Source organism: Robiginitalea sediminis (genome assembly GCF_002198115.1).
Classification (GTDB): domain Bacteria; phylum Bacteroidota; class Bacteroidia; order Flavobacteriales; family Flavobacteriaceae; genus Robiginitalea; species Robiginitalea sediminis.
The window spans coordinates 53,776-76,830 of record NZ_NGNR01000005.1; the positions used below are offsets into that span (position 1 = coordinate 53,776).

At 54.4% G+C, this 23,055-nt stretch carries 22 protein-coding genes; 5 read left to right on the plus strand and 17 right to left on the minus strand.

The window, feature by feature from the left end; all coding sequences use genetic code 11:
• Nucleotides 1-68: 68 nt before the first annotated feature.
• The 4 genes from CA832_RS14400 (at nucleotide 69) to CA832_RS14415 (ending at nucleotide 6,258) form a co-directional block, all read left to right on the plus strand.
• On the plus strand, nucleotides 69-302 hold the full coding sequence (locus tag CA832_RS14400) for a hypothetical protein (RefSeq protein WP_088342347.1): 234 nt from the start codon (nucleotides 69-71) through the stop codon (nucleotides 300-302).
• Entirely contained in the window at nucleotides 299-2,638 is a 2,340-nt protein-coding gene (locus CA832_RS14405) for a glycoside hydrolase family 3 protein (RefSeq protein ID WP_088342348.1), read from the plus strand. The genes CA832_RS14400 and CA832_RS14405 overlap by 4 nt, the downstream gene beginning before the upstream one ends.
• 6 nt (nucleotides 2,639-2,644) lie before the next feature.
• Entirely contained in the window at nucleotides 2,645-4,870 is a 2,226-nt protein-coding gene (locus CA832_RS14410; RefSeq protein WP_088342349.1) for a DUF5916 domain-containing protein, read from the plus strand.
• 134 nt (nucleotides 4,871-5,004) lie between these two features.
• Nucleotides 5,005-6,258 (plus strand): metal-dependent hydrolase family protein, encoded by a 1,254-nt coding sequence (locus CA832_RS14415; RefSeq protein ID WP_088342350.1) that lies wholly within the window; start codon nucleotides 5,005-5,007, stop codon nucleotides 6,256-6,258.
• 5 nt (nucleotides 6,259-6,263) lie between these two features.
• On the opposite strand, the gene CA832_RS14420 is transcribed toward CA832_RS14415, so the two are convergent.
• From CA832_RS14420 to CA832_RS14430, 3 genes are all read right to left on the minus strand, one after another.
• Nucleotides 6,264-7,421: a DUF819 family protein gene (locus tag CA832_RS14420; protein ID WP_088342351.1), complete on the minus strand. Its 1,158-nt coding sequence runs from the start codon at nucleotides 7,419-7,421 to the stop codon at nucleotides 6,264-6,266.
• Between the two features lie 12 nt (nucleotides 7,422-7,433).
• Nucleotides 7,434-8,936, minus strand: coding sequence for a S10 family peptidase (locus CA832_RS14425; protein WP_088342352.1), 1,503 nt, complete (start codon nucleotides 8,934-8,936; stop codon nucleotides 7,434-7,436).
• A gap of 161 nt (nucleotides 8,937-9,097) precedes the next feature.
• Nucleotides 9,098-9,556 (minus strand): hypothetical protein, encoded by a 459-nt coding sequence (locus CA832_RS14430; protein WP_088342353.1) that lies wholly within the window; start codon nucleotides 9,554-9,556, stop codon nucleotides 9,098-9,100.
• A gap of 180 nt (nucleotides 9,557-9,736) precedes the next feature.
• Between CA832_RS14430 and CA832_RS14435 the strand changes: the two genes are divergently transcribed.
• Entirely contained in the window at nucleotides 9,737-10,297 is a 561-nt protein-coding gene (locus CA832_RS14435) for a hypothetical protein (RefSeq protein ID WP_088342354.1), read from the plus strand.
• Here the strand turns inward: CA832_RS14435 and CA832_RS14440 are convergent.
• From CA832_RS14440 to CA832_RS14505, 14 genes are all read right to left on the minus strand, one after another.
• The gene (locus tag CA832_RS14440; RefSeq protein ID WP_088342355.1) at nucleotides 10,287-10,667 is read right to left on the minus strand and encodes a VOC family protein; all 381 of its coding nucleotides are present in this window, start codon (nucleotides 10,665-10,667) and stop codon (nucleotides 10,287-10,289) included. The genes CA832_RS14435 and CA832_RS14440 overlap by 11 nt on opposite strands.
• Before the next feature lie 30 nt (nucleotides 10,668-10,697).
• The gene (locus CA832_RS14445; RefSeq protein WP_088342356.1) at nucleotides 10,698-11,213 is read right to left on the minus strand and encodes a hypothetical protein; all 516 of its coding nucleotides are present in this window, start codon (nucleotides 11,211-11,213) and stop codon (nucleotides 10,698-10,700) included.
• A gap of 96 nt (nucleotides 11,214-11,309) precedes the next feature.
• Entirely contained in the window at nucleotides 11,310-11,912 is a 603-nt protein-coding gene (locus tag CA832_RS14450) for a hypothetical protein (RefSeq protein ID WP_088342357.1), read from the minus strand.
• Between the two features lie 37 nt (nucleotides 11,913-11,949).
• Nucleotides 11,950-12,309: a hypothetical protein gene (locus CA832_RS14455; RefSeq protein WP_143542405.1), complete on the minus strand. Its 360-nt coding sequence runs from the start codon at nucleotides 12,307-12,309 to the stop codon at nucleotides 11,950-11,952.
• 196 nt (nucleotides 12,310-12,505) lie between these two features.
• Nucleotides 12,506-12,709, minus strand: a complete 204-nt coding sequence (locus CA832_RS14460; RefSeq protein WP_088342359.1) for a PLDc N-terminal domain-containing protein — start codon at nucleotides 12,707-12,709, stop codon at nucleotides 12,506-12,508.
• Between the two features lie 63 nt (nucleotides 12,710-12,772).
• Nucleotides 12,773-13,498: a VIT1/CCC1 transporter family protein gene (locus tag CA832_RS14465; protein WP_088342360.1), complete on the minus strand. Its 726-nt coding sequence runs from the start codon at nucleotides 13,496-13,498 to the stop codon at nucleotides 12,773-12,775.
• A 58-nt stretch (nucleotides 13,499-13,556) separates the two neighbouring features.
• Nucleotides 13,557-14,624 carry a ketoacyl-ACP synthase III gene (locus CA832_RS14470; RefSeq protein ID WP_088342361.1) on the minus strand — a complete coding sequence of 356 codons (1,068 nt, stop codon included), beginning with the start codon at nucleotides 14,622-14,624 and terminating at the stop codon, nucleotides 13,557-13,559.
• Between the two features lie 178 nt (nucleotides 14,625-14,802).
• Nucleotides 14,803-16,065 (minus strand): DEAD/DEAH box helicase, encoded by a 1,263-nt coding sequence (locus tag CA832_RS14475; protein WP_088342362.1) that lies wholly within the window; start codon nucleotides 16,063-16,065, stop codon nucleotides 14,803-14,805.
• Between the two features lie 118 nt (nucleotides 16,066-16,183).
• Complete coding sequence (gene bla / locus CA832_RS14480) at nucleotides 16,184-17,341, minus strand: subclass B1 metallo-beta-lactamase (RefSeq protein WP_158211945.1); 1,158 nt, start codon at nucleotides 17,339-17,341, stop codon at nucleotides 16,184-16,186.
• The gene (locus tag CA832_RS14485) at nucleotides 17,307-17,894 is read right to left on the minus strand and encodes a hypothetical protein (RefSeq protein ID WP_143542406.1); all 588 of its coding nucleotides are present in this window, start codon (nucleotides 17,892-17,894) and stop codon (nucleotides 17,307-17,309) included. The genes bla and CA832_RS14485 overlap by 35 nt, the downstream gene beginning before the upstream one ends.
• Nucleotides 17,895-18,017: 123 nt before the next feature.
• On the minus strand, nucleotides 18,018-18,659 hold the full coding sequence (locus CA832_RS14490) for a DUF4386 domain-containing protein (protein ID WP_088342370.1): 642 nt from the start codon (nucleotides 18,657-18,659) through the stop codon (nucleotides 18,018-18,020).
• A 58-nt stretch (nucleotides 18,660-18,717) separates the two neighbouring features.
• Nucleotides 18,718-19,143, minus strand: coding sequence for a hypothetical protein (locus CA832_RS14495; RefSeq protein WP_088342365.1), 426 nt, complete (start codon nucleotides 19,141-19,143; stop codon nucleotides 18,718-18,720).
• Between the two features lie 106 nt (nucleotides 19,144-19,249).
• A complete protein-coding gene (locus tag CA832_RS14500; RefSeq protein ID WP_088342366.1) occupies nucleotides 19,250-20,272 on the minus strand; it encodes a type I restriction enzyme HsdR N-terminal domain-containing protein in 1,023 nt (340 codons plus the stop codon).
• 45 nt (nucleotides 20,273-20,317) lie between these two features.
• On the minus strand, nucleotides 20,318-22,447 hold the full coding sequence (locus CA832_RS14505) for an NACHT domain-containing protein (protein ID WP_088342367.1): 2,130 nt from the start codon (nucleotides 22,445-22,447) through the stop codon (nucleotides 20,318-20,320).
• Between the last annotated feature and the right edge of the window lie 608 nt (nucleotides 22,448-23,055).

The following is a 23,055-nucleotide window of genomic DNA, read 5'->3' on the forward strand; positions in this document are numbered from 1 at the left end:
CCTTTTCTTGCCGCGGGCGTCTCAAGGATACGCCCGTAGCTTCCCAACCCCCAAGAAGCAAAACACTTTTGAAACGAAAAGATCTTATCGGAAAAGGCATCGCCTCGGCAGGGGCGGTTGCCGCCTTTTATGCTGCCCTGGGCCTGCGTAGCATTCCGGAAGGGCATGTGCCCGCCCCCAAACCCACAGAATGGCGTATTCCCGCCCAGCCGGACTCCCAGACCGGGGAGGGGAACACTTTGCCACCCGGCGCCACAGGGGACAGCCAAAATGAAAACAACGAACCAATTCCCGAACCATGAAAAAAGTTACAATTCAATTCAGTTCCCTGCTGCTCACCGGCCTGGCCCTTGTCTTGCTCAGCAGTTGCGGGCCTAAATGGGAGGAAACCGCCAAAGCGGATTTTACTTTGGTGACCAACCCCTGCGGCCAGAACCTGGGATACTCCCCGGCATCCGGCATCCAATTGCTAACGGTAGACCGCCTGGCATTCAAGGATCTTAACCGCAACGGGGCCCTGGACCCCTATGAGGACTGGAGGCTCCCGGCCCGGGAGCGGGCCACGGACCTGGCCGCGCGAATGTCCATAGAACAGATTGCCGGACTGATGCTCTACAGCGCCCACCAGCGCCTGCCCGGAGGCGGGTTCCGCGGGGCAGACACCTACGGGGGAAAATCCTTTGAAGAGAGCGGGGTCCTGGCATCGGACCTGACCGACCAACAAAAAAAGTTCCTGACCGAAGACAACCTGCGCCATGTCCTGCTGACCTCCGTGGAAAGCCCTGCCGTGGCTGCCCGGTGGAACAACAACGCCCAGGCCCTGGTTGAAGGTCTGGGGTTGGGCATCCCGGCCAACAACAGTACCGACCCTCGGCACGAGGCGGAATCGGACGAGGAATTTACCCTGGGGGCCGGAGGCGCCATCTCGCGATGGCCCAATGCCATAGGGCTGGCCGCCAGCTTCGACCCGCAACTGGTCCGGGAATTCGGGCGGATTGCCTCTATAGAGTACCGGGCTCTGGGTATGGCCACAGCCCTCTCCCCCCAGGTAGACCTGGCCACCGACCCGCGGTGGTACCGCTTTAGCGGCACCTTCGGGGAAACCCCTGAAATGGCCACCGATATGGCCCGCGCCTACGTGGATGGCTTCCAGACTTCCAGCGCAGAAAAACAAACCGGACAGGGCTGGGGATACGAATCGGTCAATGCCATGGTAAAACACTGGCCCGGAGGCGGCTCCGGGGAAGGCGGGCGCGACGCCCACTACGGCTTCGGAAAGTTTGCCGTTTTCCCGGGCAACAACCTGGCCATGCACATGATCCCCTTCACCGAAGGGGCCTTTAAATTGGAAGGGGGTACCGGCCGCGCTGCAGCCGTGATGCCCTATTACACTATCTCCACTGGGCAGGACCCCGGGGGCGACAATGTGGGCAATGCTTTCAGCAAGTATTTCATCACCGATCAACTTAGGGGAAAATACGGATATGACGGCGTGGTATGTACCGATTGGGGGGTTACACGCCCGGAGGAGGGAATGGCCGCCTTTGGCCGCACCCCCTGGGGTGTAGAACACCTTTCAGAAGCCGAGCGCCACTACAGGGTATTAATGGCAGGAGGTGACCAGTTTGGTGGCAACAACGCAGCAGGACCCGTGCTGGAAGCCTACCAAATGGGCGTGGCCGAACACGGGGAGGACTTTATGAAGGAGCGCTTCCAAACCTCGGCCCGCAGATTGCTGACCAATATTTTCCAGGTGGGCCTTTTTGAAAACCCCTATCTGGACGTATCCGAAACCGAAGCCATTGTGGGCAACCCGGAGTTTATGCAGGCCGGTTTCGAGGCCCAGCAGCGCTCCGTAGTCCTCTTGAAAAACCAGGGGGATGTCCTGCCCCTGGCCCAAAACACCAAGGTATACATCCCACAGCGGTATGTACCGCCCTCCCGGAGCTTTTTCGGTCAGGAAATCCCCGGCCGGTGGGAAGACCCCATCAAACCGGAACTGGCCTCGAAGTATTTTGAGGTGACCGGCACCCCCGAAGATGCAGATGTGGCCATTGTAGTAATAACCAGCCCCATCAACGGGCGCACGGCAGGGTACAGTGCGGAAGATGCCGAAGCAGGCGGCAACGGGTTTTTCCCGATTTCCCTCCAATACGGCCCTTATACCGCAACAGAAGCCCGGGATCCCTCCCTGGCAGGCGATGCCCGGGAAGGGGACGTACTGAACCGTTCCTACAAGGGCAAAAGCACCACCGCCCACAACCATACCGACCTGAAACTCATCCAGGATACGCGCAAGGCCATGGGCAACAAACCCATGCTGGTAATCCTGAAACTATCGAACCCTACCGTGGTGTCCGAATTTGAGGCGGACATCCAGGGCCTGGTGGTCAATTTCGACGTCTCCGACCAGGCCGTCCTGGATATCCTCGGCGGGAAGGTAGCCCCCTCTGGACTCCTCCCCTTGCAAATGCCGGCCAATATGGCCACGGTGGAAAAACAATTTGAGGACGTGCCCTTAGACATGGACCCCCACGTGGACACGGAGGGGAATACCTATGATTTTGGATTTGGCATGAACTGGGAAGGCCCCATTTCCGATGACCGGACGGCGGCCTATGCCCGAAAAAGCGACTAACCCGTTATGCTCCTGAGAAGAACCATCCCGGCCCTTGCGGGGATGCTGCTTTGCACGGGCCTGCTGCAAGGGCAATCCCAACCCGGGGACATGCGCGAATCCCACCAGCTGCGCATCCGCCGGGCCTCCTCCCCCATTGTCATGGATGGGTTGCTGGGGGAAGCCGCCTGGGAGGAAGCCGACGTAGCCACGGATTTCTGGCAGAAGTACCCCACCGACGGGATCCCGGCCGGGAAGAAAACGGAGGTACGCCTGACTTACGACGACCGATTCCTCTACCTCTCGGCGGTCTGTTACGATACGGGGGAGTATGTGGTGCAGACCCTGAAACGCGACAGCCGCTTTTTTGACGGGGATGCCTTTGCCCTGGTTTTGGACCCGGTGAACCGGCGCACCAACGGCTTCCTCTTCGGGGTGAGCCCGTACAACGTGCAATCTGAGGACCTGCTGAGCCAGAACAGCTTTGGCCAGCTGAATTTCAGCTGGGACAACCGCTGGTATTCCGAAGTGACTCGCCTGGACGACCGGTGGATTGTGGAAATGGCCATCCCGTTCAAAACCCTGCGCTTTGAGGCGGGGCTGCAAACCTGGGGCATCAACTTCTTCCGCAATGACCTGAAGGAAAACAAATACCACAGCTGGACCCCCTTGCCCGTGAATTTCGACCTCACGGATTTGGGCTATACCGGGGCCCTGCAATGGGATGCCCCACCCCAGAAAACCGGGACCAATGTCTCGGTAATCCCCTATATCCGCACCTCCCTCTACAAAGACAAGGAAGTGGCAGACCCGGCCACCGACACCGAATTCGACGCGGGGGTGGATGCCAAACTGGCCCTTACCTCCTCCCTGAACCTGGATTTGACCGTAAACCCGGACTTCTCCCAGGTAGATGTGGATGTGCAACAGACCAACCTGACCCGCTTCAGTTTGAATTTCCCCGAACGCAGGCCGTTTTTCCTGGAAAACAACGATCTGTTCACCAGCTTCGGGACACCCCCGGCCCGGCCTATTTTTACCCGGCGGATGGGGCTGGACGAAGACCGGATGCCCGTGCCCATCGTCTTCGGGGCCCGCCTGAGCGGAAACCTGGGCAAACGCCTGCGGGTGGGGCTGCTGAACCTGCAAACCAAGGCCGAGGAAGGCCGCAACGGGCAGAACTACACCATTGCCACCTTTAACCAGAGCGTCCTGAAACGCTCCCTGATCAAAGGCTATGTGACCAACCGGCAGGCCGTGGTTAAGGGCGAGGGCCTGGACTATGACGATTACGGCCGCAATGCCGGGGTCGAATTCAATTTCCTGAACCTGCCCGGCACCTGGAATGTCTTTGGCGGGCTACACCTTTCGGACAAACCGGAGATTGGCCTGGGTACCTTCCGCAACCTGGCCCTGCAGCACAGCGGGCGCAACCTCTCCTTTTTTGTGGATTATTTCGGGATTGATACGGATTACTATGCCGACATCGGGTTTATCCCCAGGCTGGACAACTACGATGCAGCCAACGACACCATCGTACACCTGGGGTACGAACACCTTTTCTCCCGGGTGGGCTATACCTGGCGCCCTGCCGGCGACCGGGCCGTAATAGCCCACGGGTTTGCCCTCCGCAACGTAATGGACTGGCAACCGGACCTGACCTTTAACGAGAGGAGCAGCTCCGCCAGTTACCAGGTGCAATTCCGCAATACCAGCCAGGTGGCTCTGGCCGTGGAGGACAATGACACCCGCCTGCTCTTTGCCACCCGCTTTACCGACGCCGAGCCCCTGCCCCCGGGTAAATATGTGTACCGGAATATTTCCATGGGGTACAACTCCGATGCCCGGAAAGCCTTTGCCGTGGAGGGCGAAGCCCAACTCGGGGATTTCTATAACGGCTCCCTGAACCGCTTCAGCGGTGGGTTTACCTACCGCGTGCAGCCCTGGGGGAGCTTCAGCCTGACGGTTGAGCAGAATTACCTGCGCCTTCCCGAGCCGTATGGGGATGCAGACCTGACGCTGATCAACCAGCGCAGCGAGGTGAATTTTTCCAACAAGCTCTTCTGGACCACCTTCCTGCAATACAACACCCAGGCCGACAACTTTAACATCAACAGCAGGCTCCAATGGCGGTTTGCGCCCATGTCTGATCTGTTTCTGGTGTATACGGACAACTACCTGAGTTCGCCATTCCTGCAGGTGAACCGCAACCGGGGGGTGGTGCTCAAACTCAATTACTGGCTTACGTTCTAGACGCGTTTGCAAGGCAGGTGCAGGGCAGTTGGGTATCTTTTGCCTGGGGGTGGGGGGCGTATAGCCCCAAAGGTATACCCCGAGAAAAACGCGACATTCTTCGTATTTTGGCAGGACACCATACCTCCCAACCCATGAAAACCAAACTGCTCCCGCTGCTGGCCCTGCTGCCCACCTTTGCCTTATGCCAAACCGTCCTCCGTCCAGACCGGGTCTTCGACGGGGTGGATATGCAACAGGGCTGGGTGGTGGCCGTGGAAGACTCCCTGATTACCTACGCCGGACCCGCGCAGGGGTACCGCATCCCCAGGGGGGCAGCGGTCCTGGACCTGGGCGGCCATACCCTGATGCCGGGCCTGATCGAAGGGCATTCCCACCTGCTGCTGCACCCCTACAACGAAACGGACTGGAATGACCAGGTCCTGAAGGAATCTGTGGCCGAGCGGGCCATCCGGGGGGCGGTACATGCCCGGAAAAGCCTTATGGCAGGGGTCACCACCATGCGCGACCTGGGCAGCGAGGGGGCGGGGTATGCAGACGTGGCCCTTAAACACACGATAGAAGCAGGGATTATCCCCGGGCCCAGGCTGCTCGCGGCCGGACCGGCCATAGTCGCCACCGGGGCGTATGGGCCCAAAGGATTCCACGAAGGAGTGGAGGTCCCCCTCGGCGCCATCCCCGCTAGCGGGGTATCCGGCGTAATCGCGGAAACGCGCAGGCAAATGGGCGGGGGTGCAGACCTGATCAAAATCTACGCAGACTACCGTTGGACCCCGGGAGCGCCCTCCCAGCCAACCTTTTTGCAGGAAGAACTCGATGCCATGGTAGCCGCTGCTACTTCGGCCGGTTCCTACGCCGTAGCCCATGCCAGTACCCCGGAAGGGATGCGGCGGGCCGTGATGGCCGGGGTGGAAACCATTGAACATGGCGATGGAGGTACCCCGGAAGTATTTGCCCTGATGGCAGAGAAAGGGGTGGTCCTCTACCCTACCCTGGCTGCCGGGGATGCCATAGAGCGCTACAGGGGGTGGGACGGGAAAACCGATACCGAACGTATCGCAAAGAAAAAATCCAGTTTCCGGCAAGCCCTCGCCTCCGGGGTCACCATTGGGTTTGGGGGCGATGTGGGGGTGTACCCCCATGGGGAAAACTACCGGGAACTGGAGCTGATGGCAGCTTACGGGATGCCGCCCATTGAAGTCTTACGCGCTGCCACTTCGGTCAATGCCAGAACCTTCCACCTACCAGCCCTGGGGCATGTCAAAGCGGGTTTTCTGGCCGACCTGATCGCCGTGCCCGGCAACCCGGCCTCCGATATTGGAAAACTACGGGAGGTTACTTTGGTGATGCTCAACGGGAAGGTAGTCCGCCAGGACCCGAATCCGTAAGGGCCTTAGATAAGCCCTGCAACTAAAAACCCCAGGTAAGTCCCCAGGGCATTGCCCACCGACCCGATGATGATGGCAGGCAGGATAAGGGAATCCCGCCCGAAATTCTTGGCCAGGGCCATGGCGCTGGTGCCCCCGCCTATGTTGGCCTGGGAGGCGATGGCCGCCAGTTCCCAGTCGTAGCCCAACAAGGCCGCCACCCCGAAAACGATGATACCGTGCAGCAGCACGGCAATGAGCACCACCCCCAGCAGCAGCAAGGCCAGCTGCCCGGCTTCCACCAGCCCGCCTATATCGCAGAAGGCGCCCACCACGGCCAGGAAGAGGTAAATGGCCCACCCTCCCAGGAACATATTGCCCCGGAAACGGTGGATGGCCGGCACCTGGGCCAGGACCAGGGCCAGGGTAGTTAATACAATCATAAAGGGTACGGGGAGTCCGGCCCCCGCCAGGAGTTCGGTGGCCCACTCGGCCAGCAGCAATGCCCCTCCGGCCAGGGCCACCCACAGGGAAAAACTCCCGAGGGTAAAGTGCTCCTGCTCATCGGCGTGGATGGCTTCTTCGGCCCCGGTTGGGGCATCAGGGGTCTGTGGGGCTGCCTTTCGGCGGGCAATCCGGTTAAGAAGTACCGGCAGGGTTATGGTGGCAAAGAACCAAAGGGTAGTCAGGACATTGTCTGCCGCTACCGAGCTGCCGTACACCAGGCCGTTTTCCATGACATCGTAATGCAGGGCCACCGCATTGAAGTTGATGCTGCCTCCGGTATAGGTGCCGGTGAACATCCCCGCCAGGGGGGCGTAAAGCCCTTCGTACAGGGGGCTGTCCCCAATAAGCCACATGGCGGAGACCACCCCCGCCACGGTTCCCAGGCTTCCAGCCAGGAAAAGGACCAGAATTGGGATTCCGGTACGGCGCAATTGCATCAGGTTGGCATCGAGCAGCAAAAGGAACAGGGCCGCCGGGGCCACCACCTCAAAGATGGCATCGTAGGTCGGGTTCCCCTGGGTGGGAATCAGGCCCAAATTGGAAAAAACCGCCCCGAAAATTATCGCCAGCAGGGCAATACCAAACGACTTGAACGGTTCCCGCTTGCTCAGGCGGTACGAGAGGTACAGCACCAGGGAGAGGGCGGTAATCAGGTATATGGGGTTTTCTACAGGCAAAGCAGCTCTGGTCTAATCCATGGTTTGCATGATAAACGCATCCACGTCCGCTTTAAACTGCGCCATAGAGGGCGGGTGGGTATACATCATATGCCCGGCCTCGTAGTATTTCATGATGATATTCTCCTGCAATTCGGGTTTTAAGCCCATATGGCTGATGGAATGCTCCACCCCGTAAAAGACTGTGGCCAGGTCGTAGTACCCGTTGAGGATCAGGATCTTCAGGTTGGGGTTTCGGTTCATGGCCGTGGTCATATCCGGGAGGGTACTCACCGCTACCTGGGCGTTCCAGGCCGTATTGCCCTGGTGGTTCCAATCCCATTTAAACCCATCGCGCAGGCCCGTAGAAGTCACGTAGGTCATATCGCGGTCCACCCCCAGGTCGTTGTAGAGGTAATCTTTAAAGGCGGCGATATAGGGGGGCGATATAGCGTCGCTCTGGGGGTCTGTAAAAGCGTACTGGGCCAGCGGGTCTTCATTGACACCCGTAAAACGGGAATCCAGGCGGCCCACCGTTTCCCCGGCATTGCGGAGCAGTTCCTGGAAGAACTCCCCGTTGGTCACCCGCAGGTTGGCCTTCAGCCAGAAGTCTGCGCTGAGACCGCTGTAGGCAGCCAGTCGGGCAGCCATAGTCTGTTTCTGGGCGGGGCTCAATCGGTCTCCCTTCAGCAGGGCCGGAGCGTATTCCTCCTCGTTAAACTGGCGGACCTCATCCAGGAACGCCTCCAGGCTTGGGTTTTTATTGGGCAGGCGGTTATGGTACCAGGCTGTGGCGGCATAGGTCGGGAAGTGGATCAGGTAGGCCACGTCGTCTCCCGGGCCAAAGAGCAGGTGCTGCAGCTCGAAAACCGCAGAGACCATTATCACCCCGTTCATGGCAATCCCCCGGTCCTGAAGCCAGTTGACCAGCCCGGCGTTGCGGAAGGTGCCGTAGCTCTCCCCCAGCAGGTAGCGCGGGTGGTTCATCCGGCCTTCCCGGATCAGGAACTGCTCTATAAAGAGTCCTATGCTACGGATATCCTGGTCTACCCCCCAGAAGTCCTTGAACTCGGATTTTCCCACGGGTTTGCTGAAGCCGACCCCAACGGGGTCTATCATGACCAGGTCTGCCTTTTCCAGAATGGAATACTCGTTGTTGACCACCCGGTAAGGCGCAGGCCCGGTATACCCAGGGTCATCCACCACAATGCGTTTGGGCCCGAGGATCCCGAAATGCAACCAGAAACTGGCCGAAAGCGGCCCGCCGTTAAAGGCGAAGACAATGGGCCTGTTTCCCGCCCCGGCACGCTTGTAGTAGGTAAAGCCGAAATGCGCAATGGGCGTATCGTTCTGGTCGCGCAGCAGGTGGGTCCCCACCTCGGTCTGGAAACTGTACTTCTGCCCGCCAAAGGTCGCTGTCTGGGTGCTTTTAAAGGTTTTGGCCTCGGGGATGGGAGCGTCCGCTTTAGGGGCCTCCTGGGCCAGGTTACCGGCAGCCATAAAGAGGGCTACCCACAGGGAAAAACGGGATTTCATAGGTGTGTCGTTGGTTTCCCCGGAAGATACGGTTTCGTCCGGGAATACCCAAGCCTGCCCGGGTGGGTAAATCCTAAGCGATGAACGGGAGTTGCAGGGAAAACGGCGATATTATACACCGGGGAGGGGCGGGTGTACTCCACCGGCAAAGAGCCATGGAATTACTGTGCGCCCAGCTCCAACTGACGGCCTTCCCTGGCCGCCTTCTGGTCCATGCGGGTACCAATGGCAATGCCAAAGGCCATCCCCATGGGAATACCCGTCCCCAGAAAAGCCATATTGCCCAGGCTTACGCCCAGGGCCGTACCAATGGGAATCCCGATTGCGGACATCCCCAGGCCTATCCACAGGTTGCGGTAGTAATTGGGCGGGACAAGTTGCAGCTGCGAAGCCAGCAGGTTCAGGATGCGCCGGTACGTACGGGAGGTTTGCTTCGGAAACTCCGGGGCATCACTGGCCACGGCATTGAGCTGCTGCACCAGGTCGCGCAGCTTATCGGGCAGGGTCAGGCCCAGGTCACGTCCGTCCAGTTGTGCCATCAGGTGCTGGAGTTGGGAATAGGACTTTTGGGCTTTGGAGCCTGCTGCCAGTTCGGGGCGGGAAAGGAGTTCGGGTATCAAGAGGTTTTCTTTATAGGTCCCGAAAAACGCCGTTCTGTTACACCATACGTCCCGTATAATACTATAACTATATAGGATAACTATGTTATAAACTAACATAAGTCATTGATTTAATTTGTTTTGTTTCTCAATTTGTGAGTTGTTTATTTCCTGAAGTTCCACCCGAGGAATTTTTATATTATGGCTCAGTATTGCCTGGAATGCAAAAAAAAGGTTGCGGACGGTTTCGCGGCCTTTTCTATTGCCCAATTTGGGGTTCCCCTTTGCCTGAAACACCAGAGGTGGTTGTTGGTTGTGGAAAATCGATACGACCCGGCCTACCTGAGGTTGTATTTTGAACTGCACGACCGGGATATTGGGTCCCAAATTCAGCGGGTGCCTGGCTCTCACGAAATCGAAATCTTTATCCAGGATCCGCCCACCCGGGTGCATCTGGACACCGCCATCCAATATCCGGTGGTCCGGGAAGCATTCAATATCACCCGGCGGGATTATTTCAGCCACCTTAACGAGCCCGACTACCCCGTAGTCCTGGCGCACAGCCTAATGGAAAGTCCGGAACACACCCGCAATACCGTGGATTTTCTAATCGTACTGCTGGGGATTAATGCGGAACTCTCGCATGGCAGGGATGTGCGGTACACCTACCGCTCCGTCGAGGAGCGCATCGACTACAGGTCCCTCACCGTGTACTCCGAAGTGGTTACCCCGGAACCCGATCCCGAACCTACTAACCCTTAAGGCGCCAGGGCGGGTTTTTCCGGTTGTCCCCGGCGTGGAAGAGAACCAGCCGGTTGCCATCCGGGTCGCGAAGGCGGGCCTCCCGCCAGAGCCAGGACCTGTCCTGCGGATCTTCATCGAAACCTACCCCTTTGGCTTTGAGTTCTGCCACCCAGGCGTCCAGGTGGTCGCTTTCGAAGTAGACCAGGGTACCCGTGCCAATGGTTTCGGCATCGGCCAGGTGCACGGAAAAGGTAGCATCCCCCTGGGGCAATTCAAAACGGGCATAGTGGGGCAGGGCCTTTACAATAAGGCGCATGCCCAGGTTGGTGTAAAAAGCTATCGCCCTGGGTACATCGGTAACGGCAACGGTAACCTGATTCAGGTTCATAGGCTAAAGGTACGGATATCTTTGCGGGATCTAAGGTCGGTTGATCAGCCACAGCACCCCGCCCCGAATCACTTTGTAGACCAGGAACGCGGCCAGACACAGAATCCCGCCGAAAAGGACAGGAAGGACCCCGCCAAAGGTAAAGGCCATGGCCAGCACGTAGCCCAGCAAACATTCCCCCCGGTACACGGGGATAAAGAGGGCCAGCAGCAGGGGCACCAAAAGGAGGTAAGGCAAAGGCGCCTCCACCCCGAATTCCCAGAGCAGGGCCATCACCAGGCCGAGTGCAGCGCCCCCCAGAAAGCCCAGGATGACCTGCCCGTCTTTGCGGTTGGGCCGGCTGGCCACGCGGTTAAGCACCAGGTAACTGAGCAGGGTCACGCTCAGGATACCCCAGGCATTGGAAATCCCCGGCATATCTGCCCGGGCCAGCAGGTGGTGGGTGGTTATCCCCCCTCCGAAATACTCATACAGGACGTGGATCAGGATAAGGGAGCCGAAAAACAAGGCAGTAGCGGCTCGGTACCGCAGGGCAAAGGCGAGCATAACGTGATTTGATTGATATATAGGGGACGCATCCCTGCGCGGATTGTTACAATTCTGGCCGGGTTTCTTCCGAATTTCAGAAAATCCCCGGGCTGCTTAACACCCCATGGGCAATTCCAGCACCACGAAGAACTCCTGCCGCCCGGCTCCCGAAACGGGAAAGAACTCTACCCAGAGGTAAATGCGGTTCATCCCTACCCCAACCGGATATTCCAGAGCTTCTGGCGCTCCGGCGGCCAGGGCTGCCCACTGCTCCCCGCAGTGTTCGCGGACCGCGGCCACCACTTCCTGCCGGGTCACCTCGGGGAAATGCATCCCGTCCTCCGGGCTGTAGCCCTTCAGAACAAATGCCCCGCCCCGGTACGGGAGGCGCTCCCAATCTCCGCGGTAGTGCTTCCATTCGGTAAGGTCGCAATGCGGGCCCTCATCCATCACGGTAAGGCTGTTTTCGAAGCGCTGGCGGACCTGCAGGGTACCCTTTTCCTTAAATGTAAAGCGCATGCGGGTATGCTCCAGGGTTTCTCCCAGGCCGAGGTATACACGGGCCGTGTCCTGGAACACCACCCCTTTACCGGGAGTCTCCAGGGTTTCCACGGGCTCAAAATGAAGGGTAAACGGGGGGAATTCGAGGTCCAACCCCTGGCGCTCTTGGGCAAAGGACAGCCCGCAGGCCATCAGCATCAGGTAAAACAGTCTCATACCCTTTAAAACGCAAAACCGGGGCGGATGGTATACCCTATTGGGTTACCAGGTGCTGCAGGGCTTTACGGGCATTCTCCAGGATACTGTCGGTGTGCTCCCTGCTCCCGTTAAAGGTCATCGTAAAATCCTTTTCGGTGGTGGTGCCGTCTGCAGAGGCGCTTTGTTTCAGGATAAAGGAGACCGTTACGGGTTGGGATTCCGGGTTCTCCATCAGGATGGTGCGCAGGCTGTTCCAGTCAATTTCATTAAAGTCTTCCGCATCCTCAATGGTAAGGGCCAGGGAGGTGACCCCCACGGAAACACTCCATTTGGAATCGGACCCGGAGTCCTGTGCCTGCAGGGCAGGGCTCTGGCACAACAGTGCCGCGAGACAAACAAAAGGCAACAATCGCATAGGTTCAGGTTTTAGCTAAACATAATCCAGAAAAACGATCTGTCCGAAGCTTTTATAAAAACTTTAGCACCAGGGAAGTAGCTGAAGGGCAGTTAAAAAAGGCGGTATTTCCGGGATCCCTGCCAGGAGGTTGCAGGGCGGGCGGGTATTTTTCAGGCGGGCGGGGCTGGGGCCCCGCCCAAGGGCAGAAGTACCCTCACTCCCCTTCCTTCCCCTCCACAAACCGCGACCGGAACATCAGGTAGAAAAACCCTGCGACCCCGCTGGTAAAGAACAGGGCGGCAATCCAGATGAGTTTGTGGTCCGGGTTTTTGAACTTCGCGTTCATCACGTCGTAGAGGCACCCGACAAATACAGCCAGGACAATGGCCACCAGGGTCCAGAATATCGGTTTGGGCATGGCGTTAGGTTTGGATTAAAGGTAAAAAAAGGACTGACTCCTGCCGCAACAATAAGCCCTGGGTTACAGGGTTGCCCCGAAAAAATACCCCACAGCAGCCGTAAGCCCCATCGCGACGGTACCCCAGAAGGTAACCCTCAGGATAGCTCTGCCCACGGGCGCCCCGCCTGTACGGGCCGAAAACGCCCCCAGAAGGATCAAAAAAGCAGTGGCAAAGCCGTAAAGGGCGTATTCCATAAGGGGCAGGGGTGCCAGCAGGGCTACCAGGAAGGGCAGCAAACCGCCCAGGGTAAAAGCAGCCCCGGAGGCAAAAGCCGCCTGGATGGGTTTGGCCTGGGTAAGCTCTGTAATGCCCAGTTCGTCCCGGAGATGGGCGCCAAGGGCGTCGTGCTCGGTAAGTTCCCGGGCCACGAGGTTCGCCGTTTCAGGGGTCAGCCCCCGCTGGCGGTAGATCTCGGCAAGGACTTCCTCTTCGATTTGCGGCATTTCCTTCAGTTCCGATTTCTCCCGCTCAATATCCGCCTGTTCCAGGTCCGTCTGGGAACTCACCGATACATATTCCCCGGCAGCCATGGAAAGGGCCCCGGCCACCAACCCGGCCAGGGTTGCGAGCAGTACCGGAGAGCGGGCCTCGCTCGCGGCAGCCACGCCAATAGCCAGGCTTGCCGTAGACAAGATGCCGTCGTTGGCGCCAAGCACAGCGGCTCGCAACCAGTTGCTGCGGTGGATGTAGTGCTTTTTCCGGTAGGCCTCCAGGTCGTGGACAGGCAAGGGGTTTTTGGCTGTCATAGCTAAAGGGGTTAGGTGTACCCCTAAAGATACGCAATCCGGGCCGGGTTTAGGCTGCCTACAGGCGGTATACCGCGGCATTGATATGCATCCCGGCGCCCACCGAGGCAAAGACAATGGTGTCTCCCGGTTGGAGGAGGTGCTCGGGCATTTCCCCCCTCTGGATGATGTCGTACAGGGTGGGCAGGGTGGCTACCGAGGAATTGCCCAGCCAGTCTATGGTCATGGGCATTACCTCCAGGTCCGGTTCCATGTCGTAGAGGCGGAAAAGGCGGATCAGTATGGCCTCGTCCATCTTGCCATTGGCCTGGTGGATGAGGACCTTTTTGATATCCCGCAGGTGCATCCCGCTCTTTTCGAGGCAGGCCTTGATGGCCTGGGGGACGTGTTCCAGGGCATACTGGTAGAGCTTGCGGCCGTACATCTTCAGGTAGAGCTCCTGATCTGCACCCGGCTTGTAACTCCCGTCCATATAGAGCATGTCGGCCCCGGTAAGGGTATCCGAACGCGTCCCGTGGGCCAGGATACCGGTGGGTAATTCGCTTTCGCGGGCTTCCAGGACCGTGGCCCCGGCCCCGTCGGCATAGATCATCCCGTCCCGGTCGTGGGGGTCGTAGATGCGGGAGAGGGTTTCGGCCCCGATAACCAGGGCCCGTTTGGCATCGCCGGAGCGGAGGAAGTAATCGGCCTGGATGAGCCCCTGCAACCAGCCGGGGCAACCGAAGATCACATCGTAGGCCACGGTGGCGGGGTTCTCGATGCCGAGTTTTTGCTTGACGCGGGCCGCCAGGCTGGGGACCATATCGACCCGGGTGCTCCCGTGGCGCACATCCCCGAAGTTGTGCGCAACAATAATGTAATCCAGGGTTTCAGGGTCTATGCCCGCATCGGCAATAGCCTGCTCGGCGGCAAAGGTGGCTATGTCGGAGGTCATGAACTGATCCTCCACATATCGCCTCTCGGCTATGGTGGTAATCTCGCGGAACTTACCGACAATTTCCTGGTTGTCCTTCTCCAGTTTGCGGCCGTCCGCCTCGTAAAATTCGTTCTGCAGGAAGGCTTCATTCCCAACGCGTCGTTTGGGGATATACTTGCCGGTTCCGGTAATCACGCTATAGGTTCGCATACGTGTCATTGGGGGATGGGCTGGAAATTAAAGAATTACACCTATACCCATCTGGTTTAGTTTATGAGCCGCTTAAAGATACTGCCCCCATTCCTTTTTTTTCAACCTTGAGCGCCGAAATAAAAAAAAACCGGGCCTTCCTTTTCAGGTGCCCGGTTCTGACAGGGTTTCAGCTCGTTTACCTGCGACGGAAATGCCCGCCCCTTTGGTTGCCGCTTTTTTTACGGTTGGCAAAGAATTCCTGCCGGCGGCGGTTCTTTTCCTTCTCAAACTGCCTTTTCTCCTCGGCGTTCATGGGCCGCTCGGTCTGGGGGTAGGGATGGTCTGCCACTACCTCGATCTTCTTGGAGATGAGCTTTTCGATATCCTTCATATAAGCCAGTTCCTCCGGCTCGCAGAGGGAGATGGAGACGCCCTCCTCCCCGGCCCGGCCACTGCGGCCAATGCGGTGCACATAGGTTTCCGCCTCGTTGGGGATGTCGAAGTTCACCACGTATTTGAGCTGGTCGATGTCGATCCCGCGGGAGGCGATGTCCGTGGCGACCAATACGCGCACCTTCCCGTTTTTGAATTCGTTCAAAGCGTTCTGGCGCTGGTTCTGGGACTTGTCCCCGTGGATGGCCGCGGCGCGGATCTTTTCCTTGTTCAGTTTACGGGCAATGCGGTCTGCCCCGTGCTTGGTGCGGGAAAACAGCAGGACCTGGTCCAGGTCCGGGTCTTCCAGCAGGTGCAGGAGCAAATCGTTCTTGGTGCCCTTGTTGGTCTGGTACACATACTGCTGGATGGTCTCAGCTGTGGAGGATACCGGGTCTACCGCCACCTTTACCGGGCGGGTCAGGATGGTGCGGGAGAGGTCCACGATATTTTCCGGGAGGGTGGCCGAGAAAAACAGGGACTGCCGCTCTTTGGGCAGTTCGGCAATCACCTTGCGGATGTCGTGGATAAAGCCCATGTCCAGCATGCGGTCTGCCTCGTCCAGGACAAAATGGTCGATATTATTCAGGTGTACATACCCCTGCCCCATCAGGTCCAGCAGGCGGCCCGGGGTGGCTACCAGGATATCGGCCCCGCGGCGGATGGCCTCCACCTGTTTGGTTTGTTTTACCCCCCCGTAAATCACGGTGCTGCGCACCTGGGTGTGCCGGCCGTAAGCGCGGAGGCTCTCCCAGATCTGCAGGGCCAGTTCCCGGGTAGGGGTCAGGATGAGGGCCCGCACCGGGCGGCGGCCTTTTTTATCGGGTAAAGACCCGGCAAGGTGTTGCAGGATGGGCAGGGAAAAGGCAGCGGTTTTACCGGTGCCCGTCTGGGCGCTGGCCAAAATGTCCCGGCCCTCGAGGGCATGAGGGATGGCCTGCTGCTGAATGGGTGTCGGGTGGGTGTAATTCTCTTGTTGGAGCGCACGCTGAAGCGGCGCTATCAGTTCTAGTTCTTCGAATGTCATGGGATAAATTTGCAGGTCCCGTGAGTGTAGAAAAGCCGGAACCCTTGTGAATTAAAGCCCAAAGGTAGGCATAAAAAGCACGCAAACAGGTATTTTGGGAAATAATTGGGTGGGCGGCTCAGCGGCCCCCGAAAAGCTCCCGGGTATATTCCAGCAGTTCCGGCCCGCCCGGCTCCCCGTGGCCCGGCACGACCACTTCGGCCTCCGGGAAGGCCTCCATGACCTTGCGGATGGTCTCGGGCCAGGCCGCTACATCGGCATCTTCCAGGTTGCCCTTACCGGCCCCCAGGGCCTTTACCAGACACCCGCCAAAGAGGACCTTGTCCTCCGGGAAATACACGACGATATTGTCCTCGGTATGGCCTGCGCCAAAAAAGGCCAACTGGACCGGGGTGTCACTCAGATAGAAGGAGCGCTTTCCCGAAATAGCCGCCTTGGGGCGTATGTGCCCGGCCTCTTCCGCCAAGGCAAGCGTTCGTCCAATGCCGAAGGAGGTAATGCCCCTGTCGTGGAAGGCCTGCAGCCCGCCCAGGCAATCTTCGTGGAAGTGGGTGGCCACGACCCCAACCACCTTGAGGCGCAGCCGGCGTGTGAGGACTTCCAGCAGTTCCTCCGAGGCCTCGTTGCTAACAGGGGTGTCCAAAACCAGTGCTTCATCCCCTTTTACAATTACCAGGCCATTGCAGGCTACTTTGCCCCAGCTTTCGGTTTCCAGAAAAGAAATGTGCCTGTAGGTTTGGGGGGCGATTTTTTTAACCTGGAGGTTTTGACTCCACGACCGGAACTCGGAAGACTTACGCATGTCATTCCTGGAATACACAGAATAAAACCTGTCGTACCAGAAGCTCCTGATGGGAACACCCGAAGCGTCGCGTGCAGGCGCCTTAACCTTTATGGAATCGGATAGGACGTGTTCAACAATTATATCGTTGAGTTTATAGTTGGAGGTTACCCGGACGTTTTCAATTTTACCATCGGCGGAGATTTCGAAGTAGTACTGGGAAGCAAGCGTATCGGGAGGGTTATAGGCATACCCCATTCTAGTTTTGATTTCTCCAAACTTGCGCATCAGATATACATTCACACAAGCGGCGTAATCCTCCTGCTCTGCGCATATACCAAAATCGGGAGGGGTATGTACTTGCCTGAAAGATAAGGGTGCATTATCCGGCACAAAGGCAAGGGAGTCTAACTGAGCCCCACCTGAAGTATACGCCAGCAGGCTCAGAAGCAGGGCAATCTTATGCATCCATGGTGTGGTCTGGGCGTTTGTCAAGGTGGTTAATGGGTTTAAAATCCTCCAGAAAGATAAGACCAAATCCTAGAAAAGTGAGGATATACCCGGTTACCAGGCGGTACCAGAACGGGATAATGTGCATCAGCACCAGGGTTGCCAGTAGCACCAGCAGCACACCCCACCGGCTTTTGCGGTAATGCCCCAGGGCGATTAGCAGCAGGCCCAGGTTAAAGACTTTGGAGGAGGACCCCACGGCTATAAAGGGTTGCCAGATGGAAGGCACCTGGGAGATATGGGCCGCAAATTCGTTACGGATGTCCTGGGTGGGCTGGCTCCACCAGATAAAATCCAGCACGCACATGCCAATGATGCAAACAATCCCGGTTATGGTCAGGGGGATTCCTACATAATTGAGGCCTTTCCTGGGAAAGGTAACCACCTGGGGGATCATCAGCACCACCCCTACCAGCAAGGACCAGTGCGCAAAATCGATGGGACGCAGGGCATAGACAAATTCGTTTCCCCGGGCCAGTAGAACCTGGCCGGCGACCAGCAATATCAGGCCGGTTAAAAACAGGATGCGGTTGAGCATGGTATTGGTTTTAGGTTGTACGCCCAACTAGGTGGGCTACCCTTAGAGGATAACCCAAAACCGGAAGTGTTACAGTTTAGAGGCAATACTACTGATAGGTGGTTGCAGGCTGCAGGGTTATTTTCAGTCTATGGGCGGGCGAAGCGCCCCGCCCTGGTTCCTCCCCCCCTTCACCAACAACCACACCGCCAAGGCCATCTCCCCCAGGATACTCGGCACGGCCACCAGGGCCAGAAACACCTCCGCATACCGGTCGTAATCCGGCAACAGGAAATGGGCTGCGGTGTCCGCCATATACATGACCCCAGCCGCGACCAGGAACCCGGCAATCCATTGGGGCCGTCCCAGGATGCGGGCCAGAATTATGAGGTGGATACCAAAGAAGAACAGCCCGATGAGCCAGATGGTGTTAAAGACCTCCACCTGCCCCAGGATGGCTTCGGCGGAGTCCATCGACAGGACGGCAGGCAGCGCAAAGACCCCCACCCCCATAATGGCGGCGTGCATCATCCGGAACAGGGTGCTGAGTCCCGAGAGCGGATGGGTTTTAAAGAGTTCGTAGAGCGCCCAGGCCACCACCACGTCGAAGACCACGGTGACCAGAAACGCCAGGATCCCCCAGCGCACCAGCCCCGATGCGTTTTGCACCGTCCCCACCGGGTCCTGCCCCAGGTTTTCCAGCACCAGGAAGTTCGCGAAGATGGCGGCGAAGAAGATGACTATATAGGAAGCCCCGGCAGTAAGGGCCAGTGTACGTGCTCTCATGGTATAAGTTGTTTCCAGATAGCAGACGCGCAGCGCCCCCATCTGTTACGCACGGGGGCTAAAACTGCAGGGCCACCCCTACCCCGCTGCGGGAGGGCACCAGGCGGAAGGCCGTCCGGGTGTCCAGCTGCTCGTTGTATTCCAGTACCGCCTTGCGCTTTTTGTTCTTGGCGAGCTCCACCAGGACCCCGCTCACCACAAAGGCCACCGCGCCGCCGATGTAATAGCTGCTGCCGTCCCCGCCTACCTCATCGTCCTTGGCCAGGCCGGTCCCCAACAGAAACCCGGAGGCCCCTGCCGCCACCAATCCCGAAATTTCCAGGGCAGTCCCCGTATTCCAGTTCTTGAGCGATTCCTCGTGCTGCGCCAGCAGTCCCTTAAACTCCTTCCTCGTGATGCGCTCACTGTCCTGGTAGTAGGACACCGAGAGCACCCCGGGGTAGTAGGTGAGTTCCTGGGCGAGGGTGGTTTGGGAGATAGCCAAGAATAAAAAGAGGCTAAAAGATGAAATGAAATACTTAAATCCTAGGGTTCTTGCAGTCATGTTTGATTTGGGTCTAATTAGTGAATTAATGTCTAGTTAAAATATATTACTTCAAAAGCTCCAGAGTTCTGTCAATTAAACGCTTCTTAAGCTTAACTACACTATCAATGTCTGGTATATCAATTTTTTCACCATCGATTTCAATACGTTGGCTGTTTGGCGTGATATATAAATCACATATTTTTTTCAACTGGTTATTGTCGATTAATATGGAGAATTTGCCCTTTAAATCCCGGTATCCAATGGAATCCGTGTCAATTTGACGGTGTTGAGCTAAAATAGTTTTGATTATATGATAATATTTTAACTCATCCTGGGTGGTTATAATGCCACTATTCGCTTTGGAAGATTCTTCAACAATTAACCGGTCCAACGCAGAACGAATAGATATCGAATTTATTAATTCCCGAATCTGTTTCTCAATACTGTCTGTTAAACGACTACCTCCCATTCGGGAATAAATCGACTTCACCAAATCCCTGGAGGGATGAGCTAATTCATTGTAAAGTGCATCCTCAAACCCCTCCATAAAGAACAAATCCTGTGCCTTTTCAATGATGCTTTTTGTGTCGATAATGGTAGCATAAAAATTTGCAAGCTGCTCAAGACTACTTCCATCTACTTTTTGCCAATCGAACTCATAAAAAGGTGTTGGGTGAAGTCCATATCCGGCATTATTGTTCCTACAATAGAATTTGTATTCTATACCATTGGTCAGAACACCGATCTTTGACTCATTGGTGTTAACGAAGTATTCATTGAGCTGTGCTAAATGCTTATCCGTTAATTTCGTCGAGGCCTTTTTTACCTCAACTATAATCTCAGGCTTATTGCGCAAAAGAATAGCGTAATCAACTTTCTTCCCTTTCAAATTGGCAAAGTCGGCATCATACTCAGGAACCAAATTGCCACTTTCAAAACCCCGGTTAAAACGCAAAGCCTCAAAAAATGGCTCTGTTAAATACATTCTTGTTTTGGCCTCGTTATCGGATAATTCAATAGCCTTTTCGAGTTCAAAACTGGTGAGCGTTTTGTTTAGTTCCTTTGAGATTTGCTGGATGCTTGCCATTGTCTAATTCTTCAAATAATGCTTTAATGTTATAGCCAAAAAAAGTTAGGCTATTTCAATGCCCCTTAAGAATTCCAAAGTCTTCCCGTTTATTTTTTGCATCTTAATATCATTATATGATAACCCCAGATGCACATGTAGTTTGTCTGGATCTATATAATAAAACTTATTATCAGAATAAAGCACTTCAGTTTCGACTAGTTCATTCAAAATTAGTTTACTAAGAGGGTTGCCAGTAACTCTAATGTTTTCGATCTTGTCTCTGTACTTTGCTAATACACCTTTGCTATGCGATCTAAAGAGAATTAAAATTTTGCGAAGTTTTAAATATTTATCGACGGTAGCTTCATCCGGAACTTTGTCAAAGAGATTGTTTTTTTCAAAATATTCAACAAACGGGAATTCCGGTTTTTGTTCTGCTATAACCGTAAACTTTCCTTGTTCTCCTAACTGGTTTATGATTGTTGGCATTCGCCCATTTTCAAATCTAATTTTCAACTCCCTACATTCCAAAATAATATCATTGATTTCATTGTTTGAGTATCCCTTTTCCAAAACAAATTCTTCTGTATCAACAATGATTTCTCTGCACATAATGTGCACTGGTGATTGTAAAACGCAACGTGAGCCTCTTAAGGAAATACTCAAATCGGTTTGGATTACTGTATTAGACAGATTATCATTAATAAATAAACCAGAGTCTTGTGGGATTTCAACCTCAAAGACTATTGACTCTTCCTTAATCTCCGCAAATTCTAACTCACAGCATACGAGTGATTCACTGATTTTAACATCCTCGATATTTAACCTTGTTGAAAATTGTTTATCATCAAGTGATTTTATTGATCGATACAAGTAAGGCAAGAACTTATAGTCTATTTTTCTTCGAGGGTTACAAAGTCTATCGAACACAAAAAACAGCATAAAAGCATCCTTGTAATGATTCTCAAGGTACTCCAAGAGTATCCTATGGTAGTCCTTATCCTCTATGAGGACCGCAACCACATAACTTTGAAAAACTACATTTTGAATTTTTCCGTCCTCCAAGAATGGATGTTCTTTTATCCACGTGTCAAATTTTTCATTGTAAATTTCATCAAACCTTGGATCATCAGTAATTCTATAGTCACAAGATTTATTAAGCAGTGAATAAATTAACCTAATACACTGTTCCTTTGGAGAGTATGCATTCGTTTCTACTTCTAAAATAAAATCCTTTGGCCTATTCGCTAGTATTTCTGGAAGTATTTGTGTTTTTGCTTTCTCATTCTTATCTCTTATAAGTATGTATTCCACTATAGTTATAATCAAATCTATACCCCTTTGATCATTAGATTTCAATTCCTCTAAAAGGGCATGATAATTCTGATTTTCCTGAAGTAGTTTCGTTATTGAAAGTAGAACTGGAGCATAGCCAATAAAAGCTTGATATTGCTTGTTTTTGAGTTCTGATTGATTCTTGAAAAAACCCTCAACTGAATTTATAATATAATCTCTTGTGGCACGGTATTCAGATTTGAACTTTTCTTCACCAATTTGTTTATCAATAAAGTCCTGAGCCTGTTCAATCGTAAAGGGTTCGAGCTTCAATAAGGGAGATGAAATTGAATGGTCATCAAAATATAGCCAACAATGCTCCATAACTTGAGTTCTCCCCAATAGGATAAAGGGAGTTCCCACAGCATTCTCAGCAATTTCAATTATCTCATCCAAGAAGGAATCGAATGCGCTTGCCGACGTCTTTATGTACCCTTCATCAAGTGCATCGATTATAATAGTAGCCTTTCCTTTTTTTAAGTCCCCTATGAATTCTCCCAAATTTTCATGACCTAGTGTTTCATAAATAAGACCAGTTAAAGAATTTGCTCCTACCGGCTTATGAGCAGAAAGGTCGAAAACCGGCATATGCAGACTACTGGATAAATACTTAGTTAATTCACTTTTTCCAGTAGCTCCAGGAGCGGAAAACATAAAGATTTTGGGGATTCCTTCATGGGATATTTCGCCTTCTAAAATCGAGAAATTTGGTTTTACAAACTTGGTGTTTGACTCTATATGCAATCGCAAAGACGGGGTTCTTTTTTGCAGCTTTGTTTCTTGAAAGGGGTTTAAATCTGATACGAGAATTGACTCAAGTTTATATAGACTTACGATATTATCACTTTTGGATTTCATATAACAGTGTGAAAGAATGTTATTTAGAACTATTGATTGAATACCTTGAAGTTGAATAATGTTAGGCTGTAATAAATATGTGTAATCTTTATTTACAGTAAGTAATATGGTATTTCCAAACAGTTTTATTTCCTTGGAAATTGCCCTTGTCTAGGCTGAAAATAATTGACTCACTTATTATAGTTTTACTTTTCATTACTTAAAAATACCCACCATATAGTCTTATTTGCAACTATATGGTATGGCTCTAAATTAGAAAGTTTCCCATAACACTCTTTTGCGGAAAACCATAATTGTTTAAGGGTTTTTATTGACAGAAAAAGACTACCCTGAAGTAGAGCAAAGCTCACTTCAGGGCACTGCCCATTATAAAAATACCACTGACACCCAAATGCCGGCACAGCCGGAATCCCCCCGAGCGGCCAGCTAGCCAAGGCCTAACTTCCGGCACGTAGTAAATCAAGGAGGGCTGAAGACTTACCCCTTTTCGTACAGCGGTAAATTAAACAAATTGATGTTTTAAGGGTACATTCTCCTTTGAATATTCTTCCAGGTATTCTCTTGGACTTTTCCTTCCCAGGGATTTATGGGGATGATAGTTGTTGTAT

Excerpts from the sequence above, each read along its gene's own strand:
- CA832_RS14425 (WP_088342352.1), bottom strand. The coding sequence starts at position 8,936 with ATGAAATCCCGTTTTTCCCTGTGGGTAGCCCTCTTTATGGCTGCCGGT.
- CA832_RS14410 (WP_088342349.1), top strand. The coding sequence starts at position 2,645 with ATGCTCCTGAGAAGAACCATCCCGGCCCTTGCGGGGATGCTGCTTTGC.
- CA832_RS14450 (WP_088342357.1), bottom strand. The coding sequence starts at position 11,912 with ATGAGACTGTTTTACCTGATGCTGATGGCCTGCGGGCTGTCCTTTGCC.
- CA832_RS14460 (WP_088342359.1), bottom strand. The coding sequence starts at position 12,709 with ATGCCCAAACCGATATTCTGGACCCTGGTGGCCATTGTCCTGGCTGTA.
- CA832_RS14475 (WP_088342362.1), bottom strand. The coding sequence starts at position 16,065 with ATGACATTCGAAGAACTAGAACTGATAGCGCCGCTTCAGCGTGCGCTC.
- CA832_RS14500 (WP_088342366.1), bottom strand. The coding sequence starts at position 20,272 with ATGGCAAGCATCCAGCAAATCTCAAAGGAACTAAACAAAACGCTCACC.
- CA832_RS14470 (WP_088342361.1), bottom strand. The coding sequence starts at position 14,624 with ATGCGAACCTATAGCGTGATTACCGGAACCGGCAAGTATATCCCCAAA.
- CA832_RS14485 (WP_143542406.1), bottom strand. The coding sequence starts at position 17,894 with ATGCTCAACCGCATCCTGTTTTTAACCGGCCTGATATTGCTGGTCGCC.
- CA832_RS14435 (WP_088342354.1), top strand. The coding sequence starts at position 9,737 with ATGGCTCAGTATTGCCTGGAATGCAAAAAAAAGGTTGCGGACGGTTTC.
- CA832_RS14440 (WP_088342355.1), bottom strand. The coding sequence starts at position 10,667 with ATGAACCTGAATCAGGTTACCGTTGCCGTTACCGATGTACCCAGGGCG.
- CA832_RS14505 (WP_088342367.1), bottom strand. The coding sequence starts at position 22,447 with ATGAAATCCAAAAGTGATAATATCGTAAGTCTATATAAACTTGAGTCA.
- CA832_RS14465 (WP_088342360.1), bottom strand. The coding sequence starts at position 13,498 with ATGACAGCCAAAAACCCCTTGCCTGTCCACGACCTGGAGGCCTACCGG.
- CA832_RS14415 (WP_088342350.1), top strand. The coding sequence starts at position 5,005 with ATGAAAACCAAACTGCTCCCGCTGCTGGCCCTGCTGCCCACCTTTGCC.
- CA832_RS14445 (WP_088342356.1), bottom strand. The coding sequence starts at position 11,213 with ATGCTCGCCTTTGCCCTGCGGTACCGAGCCGCTACTGCCTTGTTTTTC.
- CA832_RS14405 (WP_088342348.1), top strand. The coding sequence starts at position 299 with ATGAAAAAAGTTACAATTCAATTCAGTTCCCTGCTGCTCACCGGCCTG.
- CA832_RS14490 (WP_088342370.1), bottom strand. The coding sequence starts at position 18,659 with ATGAGAGCACGTACACTGGCCCTTACTGCCGGGGCTTCCTATATAGTC.
- CA832_RS14455 (WP_143542405.1), bottom strand. The coding sequence starts at position 12,309 with ATGCGATTGTTGCCTTTTGTTTGTCTCGCGGCACTGTTGTGCCAGAGC.